Origin of the sequence: Nostoc sp., from assembly GCF_036919575.1 — a bacterium.
In the GTDB taxonomy this organism is placed as follows: Bacteria; Cyanobacteriota; Cyanobacteriia; order Cyanobacteriales; family Nostocaceae; genus Nostoc.
Window position 1 is genome coordinate 39,668 of the sequence record NZ_JBALBY010000102.1, and the last position, 15,623, is coordinate 55,290.

Here is a 15,623-nt window from a genome sequence, read left to right on the forward strand (position 1 = left end):
AGCAGAAATTTAAGATGTTGTTCCTTGCCAGCATTTGGGAATACTAGACTTGGAAACCTTTGTTAGTAAAGGCAAGCTGTGGATGAACAACGCCCAACTCAGAATCTATGAGCTATCAAAAGAATTGAATTTGGAGAACAAAGAGTTACTAGCAATTTGCGACAAACTCAATATCGTAGTCAGAAGCCATAGCAGCAGGATTTCCGAATCTGAGGCAGAACAAATCCGTTTAGCTGCTGAAAAACTTGCATCTAAAAAGGAGACACCTAAAAATGAATTAGGTATAACCAGTCATCAACCAAAATCACCAGAGATTATCTCTCAAAATCGACTTGCTCCACTTCTCAAACAACAAATTTTGAAAATTCCTAAACCTATAATCGTAACAAATCGTCCCTCTAACATACGAATTTGGGAAGTATTTTTACAGATTGAGGAAAAAATCGCTAAAGGACGCCAATTTTGTGTCTCTTTTCTCACCCACAATGGCTTCGGAAGACAGGTCACTTTTGGGATTGACGTAACCTCAGCTACTCTTGAGGGTTCTGATGAAAATTCCTTAACTGTGGAAAACTTCTGGGAACGGGTAAAACTAGCAAAAAACGAAGAGATTAAGCTCTCCGAGACTACTCCCACAAGAGAAAACTGGCATAGCAACCGCAATAAATTGGGAACTATTGAAAAAGTTGTCCCAAACAGTTGTACCATAAGCGTGACGCTAAAAGACGATTTAGCTGACAATATGGCAGCAGGGCGTTATCAGCTACCAGCTACCGGATTTTTGTTTTTCGAGGCAGTTGGTGACATCCAACAGATTAAACGCAAAAAAGAAGCGTTGGCACAATTAAAACAGGGACGCACCCAAAATCCTTATTTGGGAAACTTTTTATTCGACGCTTCCCAAGCAAGACCTATTCTAAAAACTGTCGAATTGCGACCAGAAGATTTGTTGTTATCCTCAGCTAATCCTAGTCAGAAAGCAGCAGTAGAAATGGTGCTTGCAGCTGAAGATTTAGTTGTCATTCAAGGACCGCCAGGTACTGGTAAAACTACCGTAATTGCCGAGATTTGCTATCAAGTTGCTCTACGCGGTGGACGTACTCTAATTACTTCTCAAGCCAATTTAGCAGTAGATAACGTCCTGAGTCGATTAGTTCATAACCCTGTAATCCGGGCTGTGCGAAAGGGAAAAGCCGAAAAAGTTGGGGTACAAGGACAGCCATTTCTAGAAGATCGAGTGATTGGCACATGGTTAGAAAATACTGCTACTTACTGCGAAAAAAATATTACCCAACGCCTCGATAATGTAAGAGTTTTACCTCAATTTTTGGCAGCATCACAACGATTCACAACATACCTGAAAGTAGAAGAGGTATTTAAGGGAGAGCAGAATCTATTACAGACACGTAAAGCAAATTTAGAGTCAGCTTGTACGACCCAAAAAAAAGAATACAATCAAGCTGCATCTCAACTGGGTGAGGTCGAATCTTTGAAAACTGCTTTGGAGGAGTTGCTGAATCAAGCACCTTCAGTAGACTGGCAAGATCCAGCACTTCTTAATTTGTGGGCGGGTCTGAACAAATACACATCTACAGACGCTTCCTTGCGAAACTTTGCTGTAAATCTTCAGTTAGCAATTGATTTGGCTTCTGAACTTGGTATAGTTCACCCAAATTACGGCTTATTTGGTTTAGCTCGTTGGTTGCATAAAACTGTAGCTTCTTGGATTACTGAAGTTCGCACAGCATTAGCCTACGCCAGTGATATAGCTATGGTAATGACCGAAGCGGATTTAACTGCACAGACTTACACACAAAATTCAGAATTTCTTGCTCGCTTAAAGTCAAATCACCAACAATTGCTTGCAAACCAGCAAAGTTTGCACCAAAGAATTAGGAATTTACATAACCGTGAATCTGAGGTCAGTTTAGCAATAAATGACCTTGATATATGGCTATCTACAGCTAATTTAGATATTGTCAATGTATTGAAACAGTGCTTACAAAATCGTCAAGGCTTTACAGTTGACTTAATCTCATTACCTTCGGGATTGCAAAGCATGACGATCGCAGATCAATATCTACCCTGGCAACAAAGTCTTGATCGGTGTCGGGTAAAAGTTAATAAGTTAATTCAGAAATACCATGAATGGGATAGGGTATGGAGTCAGATTATTGAGATAAACAATTTACTCGTGCGGGGGCGAAATCTACTAGGTAATCACTCAATCAATAAAGCTGCTATTTCCCAAGTCAGCTTTAGTAAAGCGCTAGACCCTATGGAATCCCTTATAAACCTGAAGCAACTAGCACAACATAGCATTGATAACATTGAGAAACCACTAGGGGTCTGGGGTCGGATTATTGAATGGGTGCTTGCGATCGCTCTCAAGCAGAAAAGTTTGGATTTTATAGCTCAAAAGTTACGTCCATATAGCCGCCGTTATGGTGCGGCGATAACTCTTAAGGCTATTAAAAGACAAGCCCAGATTATACGTCAAAGAGTTCAACCTGTTGAGAGTGAATTGGTTCTCTCTCAAATTACCGCAGAAGTGGTCAACGGCATAGTTACAAGTGCGCGTACATGGCTCAAGCAACTACAGACTGAAACAGAAAAAGAGCAAAAGCAGCTTGAGGTTCAATTAAATGAACAGATGAGGTTGGCGGTTAATGAGCAGCAAAAAATATCTGCTAATCAAGAGCAGCTAGAAACTTCTTGTAGTGAGGCTGACTTAAAATTAAAAAGAGCGATCGCACTCTTACAAGAACTTTTTCCCTTCCCATACTTACCCAAAGAATTAAGGCTTTTAGTGCAACAATACCTCGATAATCCTTCAAATATTCTAACTGAGACACCACGATTTACAGCAAAAATCCGCCACTGGGGAAATTGTACAAAACAACTTAATACTTTGATTTCCTTAATCGATCCTTTTGCTACACTTTCGGCTAGCAAAGACTTGCTGATAGTTCGCATTACTAGCTTGCATAAAATAACTGAAACTTACAAAAAACAATTTATAGAAACTCAAAGCCAAATACAGAAAATTGTTGAGAATTTGCGGCAGCAATTAAACTATATATCCACTGAGCGAACTTGGTGGCAGTCAATTTGGGAAGATATCCCTAGTAAATTCAAGCCTAAAGTTGATTCTACAGACTTGTTTAATATAGACTTTTTACACACTATCAATACTCAGTTTAAATCTTGGCAACAGCAACTCCAAAAAGACGAAATTTATCTCAACAGATATCAGAATTTTGTTCAAGATTGGATTGGAAAATTAAGAAAGCCAACTGAAGGCGATCGCACTGATTTAAGGCAGATTTATCTAAATAATGCCAACGTCATTGGTATCACTTGCGTTCAAGCTGCAAATTACGATTTTTCAAAATAATTTAAATACTTTGATGTCGTCATTATTGATGAAGTTAGTAAATGTACTCCACCAGAGTTACTAATTCCAGCCTTGAAAGGCAAAAAGTTAGTCATGGTAGGCGATCATCGACAATTACCACCCATGCTTGACACTAAGACTTTAGAGGAAGTTTCTCAAGAGATTGGCAGCACAAATACAGAATTACAATTATTGCAAGAATCACTGTTTAAAATTCACTTTGAGACTGCTAATGATAGCATCAAAAAAATGTTAAATATTCAATATCGAATGCACCCCATAATTATGGGCGCAATCAATCAGTTTTATCATGGTAAACTAGAATGTGGTATTTTGAAGCCTGATACCGAACGCGCACATAATTTAGCAGGCAAAATCATCAAAGAATCTCACCATATTATTTGGGTAAAAACGCCTATAGAGAAGAAATTTTTAGAGGAACAAGAACGAAACGGAACTTCTTATTTTAATACTCAAGAAATTGATGCCATTGTACGTCTGTGTAAGCAATTTGAGACTACTTGGGCTTCTAAAGTTGCTAATGGTAAACCAAAAAAAGAAATCGCCGTGATTACTTTTTATGGCGATCAACTCAGAAAAATTGATGAACGCCTACAATCTGAACTTTTCCCATCGTTGCAAATCACCACTGGTACAGTAGACCGATTTCAAGGTATGGAACGACCTGTTGTAATTGTGAGTATGGTTCGCAATAATAGTAGAGGAGATGTGGGATTTGCCAAAAAGCCAGAACGAGTTAACGTTGCTTTTTCCCGCGCTCAGAACTACTAGTAATTGTCGGTTGTCATTCGCTATTCACCCAACAGGGTGGAGAAGTCGGGAGTATGTACTCCAATGTTTCAGATATCGTGCGTCAACATGGAGGTTTCATTGATGTTTCTCGCCTCTTCAGCTAAACCAATTGATGACAATCTTAAGAAGTTGGTAGACGAAATAGAAGCGCAAAGCCTTAGTTTATCAGTTTTAGCAGCGCGTCAATTCCGTTATAGTTTGCGTCAAACTCCGGTAGAAGTAAATATCAAAGAACCCCGCCAGTTTAACGTACTCGAAGAATTTATTATCCGCGCTGCTATTGAATTTCAACCTCCACCAACAGAGGATGAATTAGCCTCTGTACTTGGGCTGGATTCTGTATTTATTAAAACTACTACTGCAACTCTTCGGACATTACAAACTCTATCAGCAACATCGCCACTAACAGTCACTCCTGAAGGTCGCTCATTTTATGAAAAAGGGTCTGTACCACAGCCGCCATATCCTGTACAGCTTAATGCTATTACAGACCCTTTAAGCGACAAAATCACCTTTCAATCTGAATCTTTAAATGAGACAGTGATAAATTTGCCTGACTTGGCAGACTTTATAACTATTGATCATACAATTAGTGAGATTTCTTTGTTATCGCTTGAGGAAATACAAAAAAGTATTCAAGCTTCAGGTTTAGCGCTTCATCTGCGAGAAGAGGGAAAAATTGTCACTTCCTATAAGGTAATAGCTTCGACTGAAAAATTTTGGAAAAAGATATCGCTTTTCATTATCTTCGATGCACTTGAAGATAAATTGAATATTCAAATAAGAAATGGAAAGCAAATTTTAGAGTCAGCATCAAATTGGTTGGAAGTGCTACACGCTGAAGAGAAAATATCTTTGCAAGCATTATGTAAATTGTCAACCGAAACCATCAATTTTGAACGTGAAGCCATTCTCAAGCAAAAAAATACTGAAATAGAAGCTAGACTCGAAAATATTCGCCAGAAGGCGCTAGAAACTGCCACAAAAGCTGGTAAAAAACTAGATAATTCTACAGTGGTAGGTGAAGCTACACAGTTACGCGATGGACAAATTAGCCAAGCTTTTTCAGAAGTTTTAAATTCGGCTAAAAATCAGGTTATAATTTATTCTCCTTGGGTGAATCAGGCAGTTGTAAATGAAACATTTATAACTCTGTTACAGAAATTAGCTAATCGCGGAGTTTGGATTTTAATTGGACATGGAATTTCGCGGCGAGAAGAAGATGAAGATAAGCCAATTCCACCAGAAGTAGAGAAAAAACTTCGAGCGATAAAAACCCCTGATGGTTTACCATCTGTACAGGTTTTTTGGTTGGGAGATTCCCATGTCAAAGAAGTAATAGTTGATCAGGAAATCCATCTTTGTGGATCTCATAACTGGTTATCCTATCGCGGCGACTACCTACCACGAGGCGAGTCAGTTTATAAAGTTACAATTTTGCATCAAGTTCAGGAAGCTTATGAATTTCTCGCTAATCGCTTCCAAAATCACGCTCAAAAATTATGGCGAAATGCTCTAGAAAACCGCGATTATAAACTTGCTGTAGAGTCTTTATGTATGTGGGGTGCGCTAGGTATGGAAGATATTGCACTCAAAGAGATACAGCAAAACAACTGGCTGGAACTTCTGCCTGTGTGGTTGAATGTAGCACTTCAAGGGTTAAGATCGAAGAATATACAAGCTGATTCAGCAAGTTTTAAAACGGCACTTTCGTTGCTGAATCAAGTTTCTATTGAAGAGGCTTTTATTGAGTCATTACAGCAGGGATGGCGTAAAGTTATCCGCGCGATCGCAATTAACAATCCTAAAACTGCTTTAAACTTACTGAGTGATGAAGTATGGGCGCAGTTTCTACGTCTCAATATTGCCCAAGAGAGTGATTCACCCAATGATTTTATTCTCTCCCGTGAATAACACATATTAGAATATTTTTCATACTTCAATAGTAATAATTTTACGGAAGACAGCCCAGAAATCTGTCGTCCTGATTTCGGGTGAGTTGGCAATTAAATGATTCTTAACCTTTGATTGACTTAAAGATAGATACAGAAATTCGTCTGATTCGATACAATTTATAGGCAGAGAGAGCCGAGGAGAACAATGTGGTTTTATTAAAAGGCTTTGAGATAGAGATGTACACTGGCACGCCTCAAGGTGAAATCGTGGGCCTCTCCGACAAAATCGTTGCAGATTTGGATGGATTTATGCGGGAGCCAGATAGCCGCAACGTGGAATACATAACTCAACCATCCCCTAATTACGATAATTTATTGTGTGCCTTGCTGCGTCCCCGGCGAGAGTTGCGAAACTACCTCGATCGCTTGGGCAATTATACCTTGATACCGGGAAGTACTTTATCTTTGGGTGGTGGCGATCGCTTTCTGCGTTCCGATCCAGCAAACCCTTATCATGACTACATTGAGAACACCTACGGAACAAAAGTAGTCACCGCTAGTGTACATATTAATGTCGGCATCAGCGACCCAGAAGTATTAATGCGGGCGTGTCGGGTGATTCGTATGGAAGCACCTCTATTTCTCGCCCTCAGCGCCTCATCTCCCTTCTTGGATGGGAAAACTACTGGCTATCACTCCACCCGTTGGGGACTCTTTCCGCAAACGCCTAGTCATGTACCGTTATTTGCCAGCCACGCCGATCATATTCAGTGGGTGGAAGATCAACTGGCTGCTGGAACAATGCAAAATATACGACATTTATGGGCATCAGTACGACCAAATGGCGATCGCCGTCCCTACGACTTGAATCGTCTAGAATTGCGAATATGTGATTTAGTCACAGATCCCATTGCCTTGCTAGCGATTAGTGCCTTATTAGAAGCGCGTTTATTGCAAATAATCGAAAATCCCAGCATTGATCCGTTAACCCAAAGTACCTTCTCTGCTGAAGAACTCGTCACCCTGACTGCTGACAACGAAGCTGCTGCTGCTGTTAGTAGTCTTGATGCTAATTTGAGACATTGGCAAGATGGCAGAAGTATCCTAGCGAGAGATTGGATTGCTCAAATGTACCAAGATGTTTGGGCGATCGCTAAACAACAAGGCTTTAGTTGTTTCCTTTCCCCTTTGCAAAAAATCCTCCGCGAAGGCAATGAAGCTCAACAGTGGTTGCAATTACACGCAGTCGGTTTCGACAGCCAGCGTGTCATTACTCAGGCTATTATCGCCACCCAAGAACGCGAAATCGAACTTGAAGACAAATTGTGTTCGTCCCTACTGGCTTAATTGAAGAGGTAGGGGCATTGGGCATTTGTCATTTGTCATTTGTCATTTGTCATTTGTCATTGGGCATTGGGCATTGGGGAAAGAATTCTTATAACTCCCCACTCCCCACTCCCCACTCCCCACTCCCCACTCTTTCTACATAAAACTTAATATTTTCTGATTTTAACCAAATATCCTCTCAGGTATTCCTCTGGGAGGATTTGTGCTTCGTTTTAAAAATCTAATCGATGGAGGATGGTTGATTATTATTAATAAAAGCTATGAATCGCCTCTACCTTTTGGTAGATTTAACATTTACAATAAATTGTTTTATACAATACGAAAATTATACGGACAATGCCTCATGTAGTTTTAGTTAACCCGCAAATCCCCCCTAATACAGGTAATATTGCCCGTACTTGTGCAGCTACGGGTACAGAGTTACATTTGGTGGGACCTTTGGGATTTGAAATTAGCGATCGCTACCTCAAAAGAGCGGGCTTGGATTACTGGCCTTATGTCAAATTACACTATCATGAATCGCTAGAAGCTTTTAAAACCGTACATCAGGAGCGTGGAGGCAGATGGTTGGGTTATACGGTTGGTGGAAATTTTAATTATGTCAGCTTTCAGTTTCAACCTGATGATTGGCTGCTGTTTGGTAGTGAAACCACGGGCTTACCACCAGCAATTCTGTCAGATTGCGATGCTACCCTGTATATTCCCATGAGCCAACCCGGGGTTCGTAGCTTGAATCTGTCAGTGAGTGTGGCAATTGGCTTATTTGAAACCCGTCGTCAGTTAGGCTATTTACAATAGTTGTTTACCTCCAGAAGCATAAGTAAATATACTTATAGTATCTCCAGAAATCTATTATACGAGTTATTTGTGGCGACAAAAATTTTCTGGTTACTGGAATAAATTGTCAAAAAAAATACATATAATAAGATTGATCGCCAAATTGTAGTGGAAGATACTTACAAGCATAGGAAGGTTGTTATAAGAAATCTGTATATAAAACTTGGGACATTCCCAAATTTGAATGATAGATTTTGATGAATTTGAAACATCCTAAATGGGGGAACAAAAGCACTAAAATCCGTTCATGTTATACATTTGAGCTATTCTGGCTCAATGAACGCCAGAAAGCAGCCCAAAAGTAGCCGATGCTTCATACGGTTGTTTTTTAGGGAATAATCAACTTAAAGTCTCTTGTTGAGAAGACGGATTGGGTAGAAATATCTTGAAGATATCTACAGCAGGGGATATAACTTTTCCAGAAGTCGCAGGAATTTAATTATTAACAGCGACTATGGACTAGGCAAACTATTTGCCCAGTCGCCGCGATTGACGCAAGACAAGCGCGGACAATGGTAAAGAGTAAAACGTCCTAAGTGGTGTTAGGAGTGGTTCGGACAAGTAAACACAGCAAACTTTAAATTTTGCTAAAACAGGTGAACTTGTCTAAATCAGAGAAGCAGGTTAATCTTGCGTAAGCATCTCTGGTGAATGTGATCTTGATCTATCGTTCGTTGTGATCTAAATCATTGACTAGTATCCAACTGAAAAATCGAGGTCAGTTAAGCGCTAGTGATCGTAGGAGGTCGTCTTTGAAACGAGCATTGAAAAAGAGAGTAAAAGCTGTGTTGAACAATAACCCTAGCGATGATGATTCCCCGGTAAAACTGGTAAATATGATGAATCCAAAAGTTAACCGCCGGGTGCGAACAAAAGCCGCGATGATTGGCTTGGCAATCTCTATGGGAGCAACCAGCCTTTTGGTGACTCGACAAAGCGATCAAGCCCAAGCAGCAGTGCCTGTAGGCAGCCAAAAGGCAACTTCAGCGATTCCTGCTGTTCCTGACACTGAGGTGAAATTCGCCTCCACAAAGCTGGAGTCCCAAGCAGTCTCATCAGCGAGCGTGCCGGAAAATCCTGCGATCGTGGAACCAACCGCAGTCTCACAAGTGCCTGGGCTTGAAGCTAAATGGCAAGTTGCGGCAAGTGGAATGTCTTTGGAAGTTCCGGCATCAAACACATTTTCTCAAGCAACACCAGGTTATAAAAATTCTACCTACCTGAAGCCGAAAGTGGCACAGGGATTGAACAATACCTTAGCGGAAACTAGTTTCCCAACAGTCAATAATCTGTCTGACTATAGTGCTGATGGTGTTGGTAGTATAAATGCATCACTAACTGCCCAGCCACAAACAGTGGCAACGTCAACCGCAGCCAACAGTGAAATAAATGCACAACTTAAGGCGCAACAAGAGTTCGCACTGAATCGCTTACAAGAAAAATCGAATCGTTTAAGAAAGAGTCTGGCGCAGTTGCGGTCTGGGGAGACTAAAAATTTATCACAAGCTGATATGGGGTTGGTGCAGCCGGCGACTGTCGTTGAGAAGACTGTATTAGCCCAGTCGGATACTTCTGAGAATGCCAGCAAAGCGAACCTGATATCGAGGTTAAAACAGAAGACACAGACGACTGCACTGGTACCAGCCAAACCAACAGTTATTGCGTCCTCGACTCATACAGCCTACCAAGTTAAGCCTGGAGATACACTAGCAGCGATCGCCAGCAGATACAAAACTTCAGTATCACAACTAGTTAAGGCAAATAACCTTAATAATCCAAATCAACTGAAAATTAGTCAAAAACTGATTATTCCTACTGCTCAAGTTGAGGCAACTGTAGCAAGTAACCCCACTTTTGTAGAGTCCAGCAATACTCCTCATGTTGCCACCTCCGATAATGTCAACATTGGTAGTGCTAACTCATATCTACCTACTTCACAATCACCAACTATTGCCGACAACAGTAGCGTTGCCGCCCCTACACCGGTAATTGTTCAGATTCAGGCAAATAGTGCAACCAAACGCCAAACAGCCCCCACTGCTGTAACTTCTTATGGCGTCGGTGGTGACATTCCAGTGCCACAGGCTTTTGTAGAAATGCAACAGCCGAAAACGCCAACAAATAAGGTAGCAAGGGTAAACAATAACAACAATAATGACCGTTTGCGGGGCTTACAATCGGAAATCCAGAGGTTACAGCAGAAATATCGCGCTCAACAGTCTGGGAACTTAATTGTGCCAGCAGCAGCTAGCGAAACTAATAATGCTGCGATGCTCATTCCTATTTCTAGCCCCAATAATTTCACTGTACCCAAGTCTGTAGTTCGACCGAATAGTGTAGCGATACAAATTCCAGTTCCTACACCGATTAGAGCTAACTATAGCTTTCAACCAATTAAGTCTCAATACCGTGCTACTATGCCGGCTAACGAGCCAGTAAACCCAGATTTCTTGCCCAATCTAGGCTCTGCTAGTCAGTGGACTCCCTCGGACAATCCATCTGGCAATCCATCTGGCACAAGGGTTAAAACGCCTGCTGGAAGAGTAAATGCCTCTGACTCTTTAGGAAAGATGCGGGGAAGTACAGTTTCTCCACAGATGCGGATACCACCTTTGGCAGCAGTGGATCAATATCTGCCCAGACAAATTGACGAAACTATACCCCCTCCATCTAGCTCATCTATAGCTTACACATGGCCGGCGAAGGGTACTCTCACCTCTGGTTATGGTTGGCGCTGGGGTAGATTGCACAAGGGAATTGACGTTGCTAACTCCACTGGTACGCCAGTTGTTGCCTCAGCAGAGGGTACGATAGAAAAAGCTGGCTGGAACAATGGCGGTTACGGCAACCTTGTCGATATTCGTCATCCCGATGGCAGTATGACTCGGTATGGTCATAACAGCAAGATTCTGGTGCAACCTGGTCAGCTAGTGCATCAAGGAGAAACAATTGCTTTAATGGGTAGCACCGGTCACAGCACTGGGCCACACAGCCACTTTGAAATTCATCCATCAGGCAAGGGTGCTGTTAACCCAATAGCCTTCCTACCAAATCGCCTGTAATTCTTGACTGTCTGTAACTGAGGGAGTTCACCTCCCTCTTTTGCTTTCTATGACCTCAACAGGGATACAAGTTCTAACAAAATTCCCAAAGAGGCTAGTCTTGAGCAAATTTGTATGCTATATTAGTTAATGATTTGAATAAATCTGGCTCAGTAGCTCAGTTGGTTAGAGCACGGGACTCATAAGCCTGGGGTCGTTGGTTCAACTCCGACCTGAGCCATTTTAAAATTTATAAGTAGCGAGCGATAAGTCGAGTAAAGATAGAGTAACTTTGACTGCTCTGTAAGAGACAAGTTTGACCTCTAATATTCAGGACTCAGCGCTAACTGTTTGATGAGTTTGTAGCCAGTTGAGCAAATCAGCGATCGCACTAAAATCTAACAAAGCCTCACCCAGTGTTTCCAATTGTTCTAGAGAAAGACCCTGAATCTGTTCTCGAACCTGTTGTGGTAACTCTCCTACCCGTTTTTGTAGCAGTCGTAGTACAAGTGTTTGTGCTTGTTCCTGTTGTCCTTCCTCCTTCCCTCGCTCGTAGCCAATGCGCTCGCCTGTGGTAATGTAACTCATGGTACGCTCCTGCTCGAATTGTTTAAACTCCTGCCAAAATTCTGCTTCTAATCCTTTTGGTAAAATCATAACCCAATCGATAAAACGATAGAGGTTACGAATATCCTTTTCTTGCAGCCCTTGTTCATACAATCGCCGAATTAAACTAAATTTCCACGTTTTCCTTTCTCCCAGCTGTTTAGTAGTTTGCTGGGTTTTCAAATGTGCCATTACCACCGTCGCAAAGGGATTATCGCTCTTTTCTAACTCTGTCCAGCGATTTTGATAATCGAGCAATTTGACGGTTCCAAATCTAAAATGCAGACCACAATCGGGATAATTATAACTGTATTGATTTGGTCTCCAATTCGAGTCAGCATCGCACAAAATTGCTAGGCTAATGGCTGGTTTAGCAAATTTGTCAAAAATTCGCAGGTTGTAGGAAAACATCCTTTGAGCAAAATTATCTTCCGATTTTGCCTGAATTTCGACATGAATCAACAGCCAAATTTCCTCTCCTTGAATTTGCCAGACTTTGACCAATTTATCTGCATATCTTCTACCAAGTTCTGCTTCGCGGACTATTTGTTGAAATTCCTTATCAAGAAACTCATGGGGACGTTCCCAATTAATTAGTGCTGCTGTTTGCGGAAAGAAAAATTGCATTGCTTGGGGGAAGTAAGCTTCTAGGATTTCTTTCCACGGGGAATCATTATCGGCTCTTTCTCGTTTCTCGCTCATGAGTTGATTGGTAGACTCAGCACTATTTAATGTGGCGGATGACTTCAGCGACTGACCAAGCTTGAGCGATCGCACCTCTGGGTGTATGAGGTAAATCGCCATCAAAAATCTCAGAAATAGAACTAAGGCAAGCGTCAGATAAAAAGTGATCTCGCAGAGGTTGCCAATCAAAAGGTAGCGATCGCTGTGGATAAAAACGTTGCCAAGCCCGAATATATGGGCCAATTAGCCAAGCCCAAACAGTGCCTTGGTGATAAGCGCGATCGCGTTGCTCTGAGTTGCCTTGGTATTTCCCTTTATATTCGGGATCTCCTGGATCGAGACTGCGAAGACCATAGGGGGTCAGCAAGCTGGCAGTTGCCAAATCTAATATCTGACACCCTTGTTGTTCAGAAAACCCACAATGGTGCAGCGATAGCGCCAAAACAGCATTGGGACGAATTTGAAAATTCCGGCGATCGTCCGGCTCAATAGTATCGTAAAGATAACCTAGCTGAGGATTCCAGAACTTTTGCAGCGAGGTTTTTACGTGTTCTGCTTGTTGAGCATAACGCTGTGCTTGCTTAGTGAGACGCACTGGCTCACCATACTCAAGCTGGCTCAATCGTTCTGCCCACTGACTCAGCCAACATAAAGCAGAATACCACAGCGCATTGATTTCCACTGGCTTACCGTAACGGGGAGTCACGGGGTGTGACCCAATTACCACATCCATCCAGGTGAGGGCTACACCACGAGCATCCCAACTAACTAGCCCATCAGTAGCATCCACCTGGATATTGAAATGTGTACCACCGACAAATGCTTTGTAGATTTGCTGTACTACAGGGAATTGCTCTGCCAAAAAATTCCAGTCTTGGGTAGCTTCTAAATAAAGTCCTAAAGTTTCAATCCACCACAACGCCGCATCAATACTGTTATAAATTGGTTCGCCATTCACATCAGGAAATGCATTAGGAATCAAACCGTAACGACAATAATGCCCAAAAGTTCGCAATACTCCTTTTGCCAGATCAAAGCGCTGTGGAACTAGTGCCAACCCCGGTAAGGCGATTAATGTGTCACGTCCCCAGTCATTAAACCAGTGATAACCAGCAATAACTGTGGGGCCAGCAATTGAGGCTCGATAGACAATAAACTGATCGCTTGCTTTGAGTAGTTGTTGGCTGAGTGGGGAGTGAGGAGAGACGCGATTAATCGCGTCTGTACTGGGGAGTGGCAAAGAGGAGGCAGGAGGCAGAAGTTCTTTAATTTTGAATTTTGAATTTTGAATTTTGAATTGATTTCCGCCCCTCTCTCCCCATCCAAAAATCTGTGAGAGCCGTTCTTGCTCTGCCTCCACAGCTTCTGCAAAAGTTTTGTCCGTGATAACACTTAGCATCGAGTCGGGAAAACCTACTCGTGCTTCTAGAGTCACTGCATCTCCTGGTTGGAGTGTGACTATCAAGTAACCAGGACTGTAGAGGTCTTCCTTGTCGCCTAATCCCCGTTTCGTCTCCTCCGGCAATCCATAATGCCAATACCAAACTGCATCTGGTTGATAATTTCCTTGTGTCCAGCGCAAGTTCCAAGGTATACCGAAGCGCCCAGAATTGATTGCTTGCAGACAGACTTGCTGTTGTCCTAGCATTTGCGAGAACTGTAATTTTGGGCCAGCAGTCTGCTGGTGGTGAAAGTCACGTTCTGCGATCAACAGCCGCAGCCGTAAAATCGCTGTATGACTTCCCTCGTAGCGATAGTGGATTAAAATCCGATGGCAAAATTGGGAGTAGGGAGTGGGGAGTAGGGAGTGGGGAGTGGGATTCTCTTCGCTACTCCCTCCCCAACCATAAGGCATCATCAATTGTCTAGTTAACTGCCAGTTATCTTGACCCCAAGTCCATTTTGGAACTGGGCTAATATCAAAAGAACGTAGCAGTTCGTAGCCTGTCGGCTCAATCTGACCGTTACCCCAAAAGTTTGTCCCCAGTGCCACAACGCTCCCTAATACTTCCAAGCTAGCTTCTAGGTGCGAAAACAGCAGAGTCCTCCCAGAAGGCGGGTTTGTCGCCGCAAACAGCCAACCATGATAAGTGCGCGTGCGGACATCAGAAACTGTACCACTGGCAAAACTTCCTAAGCCATTGGTAAGTACCCATTCTCTTGTATCTAAATCAGCCATTTGCTACTCAAAATCGTTATGAGTATGATATAGTCGTAACAGATTGTAATTAAACTGTGAGAGCGTGGATGGGTGAGTTTTACTTAACCCGAATTCCAACGCTACTAAACCGATAAAGGAGAATTAGGTTAATGTCCCTTACTTACGGAACCGAAGCAAGCCTCCGCGTTGGTCAACAAGCTCCCGATTTCACAGCAACGGCTGTGGTAGATCAGGAATTTAAGACAATCAAACTTTCCGATTATCGCGGTAAGTATGTCGTCCTGTTTTTCTACCCACTAGACTTTACCTTTGTTTGTCCTACTGAAATCACAGCATTTAGCGATCGCCACGAAGAATTCAATAAAATTAATACGGAAATCCTTGGGGCTTCCGTTGATAGTGAATTCTCCCACCTCGCTTGGATTCAAACAGATCGTAAGTCTGGCGGCGTCGGCGACCTGAATTATCCTCTAGTCTCCGACATCAAGAAAGAGATTAGTGCCGATTACAACGTTCTTGACCCAGCAGCAGGCATTGCCTTGCGTGGTCTGTTCATCATTGATAAAGATGGTATCATACAGCACGCCACTATTAACAACCTAGCTTTTGGTCGCAGCGTTGATGAAACCCTGCGGACATTACAAGCAATTCAGTATGTTCAGTCTCACCCCGACGAAGTTTGCCCAGCTGGTTGGCAACCTGGGGACAAGACAATGAATCCTGACCCAGTGAAGTCTAAAGTTTACTTCTCTGCCGTCTAAATTTCGCTAGCTAGCAAACTCTAATCCATCCTGTTGGAGTTGAGAGCAAAATCAATGAAAACCACAGATAAACAGAGATAC

10 protein-coding genes and 1 tRNA gene are annotated in these 15,623 nt (G+C 42.3%); 9 read left to right on the forward strand and 2 right to left on the reverse strand.

The genetic code is table 11. The features are described 5' to 3' along the window. Positions 1–82 precede the first annotated feature (82 nt). The 8 genes from V7K27_RS25615 (at position 83) to V7K27_RS25650 (ending at position 11,571) form a co-directional block, all read left to right on the forward strand. The gene (locus tag V7K27_RS25615) at positions 83–3,397 is read left to right on the forward strand and encodes a translation initiation factor IF-2 N-terminal domain-containing protein (RefSeq protein ID WP_334951086.1); all 3,315 of its coding nucleotides are present in this window, start codon (positions 83–85) and stop codon (positions 3,395–3,397) included. 72 nt (positions 3,398–3,469) lie between these two features. Continuing rightward, on the forward strand, positions 3,470–4,189 hold the full coding sequence (locus tag V7K27_RS25620; protein ID WP_334951058.1) for a DEAD/DEAH box helicase family protein: 720 nt from the start codon (positions 3,470–3,472) through the stop codon (positions 4,187–4,189). Between the two features lie 102 nt (positions 4,190–4,291). Continuing rightward, positions 4,292–6,124: a hypothetical protein gene (locus tag V7K27_RS25625; RefSeq protein ID WP_334951060.1), complete on the forward strand. Its 1,833-nt coding sequence runs from the start codon at positions 4,292–4,294 to the stop codon at positions 6,122–6,124. Between the two features lie 188 nt (positions 6,125–6,312). Beyond that, positions 6,313–7,452 (forward strand): glutamate--cysteine ligase, encoded by a 1,140-nt coding sequence (gshA, locus tag V7K27_RS25630; protein WP_334951061.1) that lies wholly within the window; start codon positions 6,313–6,315, stop codon positions 7,450–7,452. Continuing rightward, a complete protein-coding gene (locus V7K27_RS25635; protein ID WP_334951062.1) occupies positions 7,431–7,595 on the forward strand; it encodes a hypothetical protein in 165 nt (54 codons plus the stop codon). The genes gshA and V7K27_RS25635 overlap by 22 nt, the downstream gene beginning before the upstream one ends. A gap of 193 nt (positions 7,596–7,788) precedes the next feature. Further along, positions 7,789–8,250 carry a tRNA (cytidine(34)-2'-O)-methyltransferase gene (locus V7K27_RS25640; protein WP_334951063.1) on the forward strand — a complete coding sequence of 154 codons (462 nt, stop codon included), beginning with the start codon at positions 7,789–7,791 and terminating at the stop codon, positions 8,248–8,250. Between the two features lie 791 nt (positions 8,251–9,041). Beyond that, positions 9,042–11,351, forward strand: coding sequence for a peptidoglycan DD-metalloendopeptidase family protein (locus tag V7K27_RS25645; protein ID WP_334951064.1), 2,310 nt, complete (start codon positions 9,042–9,044; stop codon positions 11,349–11,351). Between the two features lie 146 nt (positions 11,352–11,497). Further along, positions 11,498–11,571 (forward strand) — tRNA-Met (locus tag V7K27_RS25650). Between the two features lie 89 nt (positions 11,572–11,660). On the opposite strand, the gene V7K27_RS25655 is transcribed toward V7K27_RS25650, so the two are convergent. Both V7K27_RS25655 and V7K27_RS25660 read right to left on the reverse strand, forming a co-directional pair. Further along, positions 11,661–12,638, reverse strand: coding sequence for a DUF4351 domain-containing protein (locus V7K27_RS25655; RefSeq protein WP_334951087.1), 978 nt, complete (start codon positions 12,636–12,638; stop codon positions 11,661–11,663). A 22-nt stretch (positions 12,639–12,660) separates the two neighbouring features. Continuing rightward, complete coding sequence (locus V7K27_RS25660; protein WP_334951065.1) at positions 12,661–14,799, reverse strand: amylo-alpha-1,6-glucosidase; 2,139 nt, start codon at positions 14,797–14,799, stop codon at positions 12,661–12,663. A 131-nt stretch (positions 14,800–14,930) separates the two neighbouring features. Here V7K27_RS25660 and V7K27_RS25665 point away from each other — a divergent pair, with 131 nt between their 5' ends. Further along, on the forward strand, positions 14,931–15,542 hold the full coding sequence (locus V7K27_RS25665) for a peroxiredoxin (protein ID WP_334951066.1): 612 nt from the start codon (positions 14,931–14,933) through the stop codon (positions 15,540–15,542). The last annotated feature ends 81 nt before the right edge of the window (positions 15,543–15,623 follow it).

Excerpts from the sequence above, each read along its gene's own strand:
- V7K27_RS25660 (WP_334951065.1), bottom strand. The coding sequence starts at position 14,799 with ATGGCTGATTTAGATACAAGAGAATGGGTACTTACCAATGGCTTAGGA.
- V7K27_RS25665 (WP_334951066.1), top strand. The coding sequence starts at position 14,931 with ATGTCCCTTACTTACGGAACCGAAGCAAGCCTCCGCGTTGGTCAACAA.
- V7K27_RS25640 (WP_334951063.1), top strand. The coding sequence starts at position 7,789 with ATGCCTCATGTAGTTTTAGTTAACCCGCAAATCCCCCCTAATACAGGT.
- V7K27_RS25655 (WP_334951087.1), bottom strand. The coding sequence starts at position 12,638 with ATGAGCGAGAAACGAGAAAGAGCCGATAATGATTCCCCGTGGAAAGAA.
- V7K27_RS25615 (WP_334951086.1), top strand. The coding sequence starts at position 83 with ATGAACAACGCCCAACTCAGAATCTATGAGCTATCAAAAGAATTGAAT.
- V7K27_RS25625 (WP_334951060.1), top strand. The coding sequence starts at position 4,292 with ATGTTTCTCGCCTCTTCAGCTAAACCAATTGATGACAATCTTAAGAAG.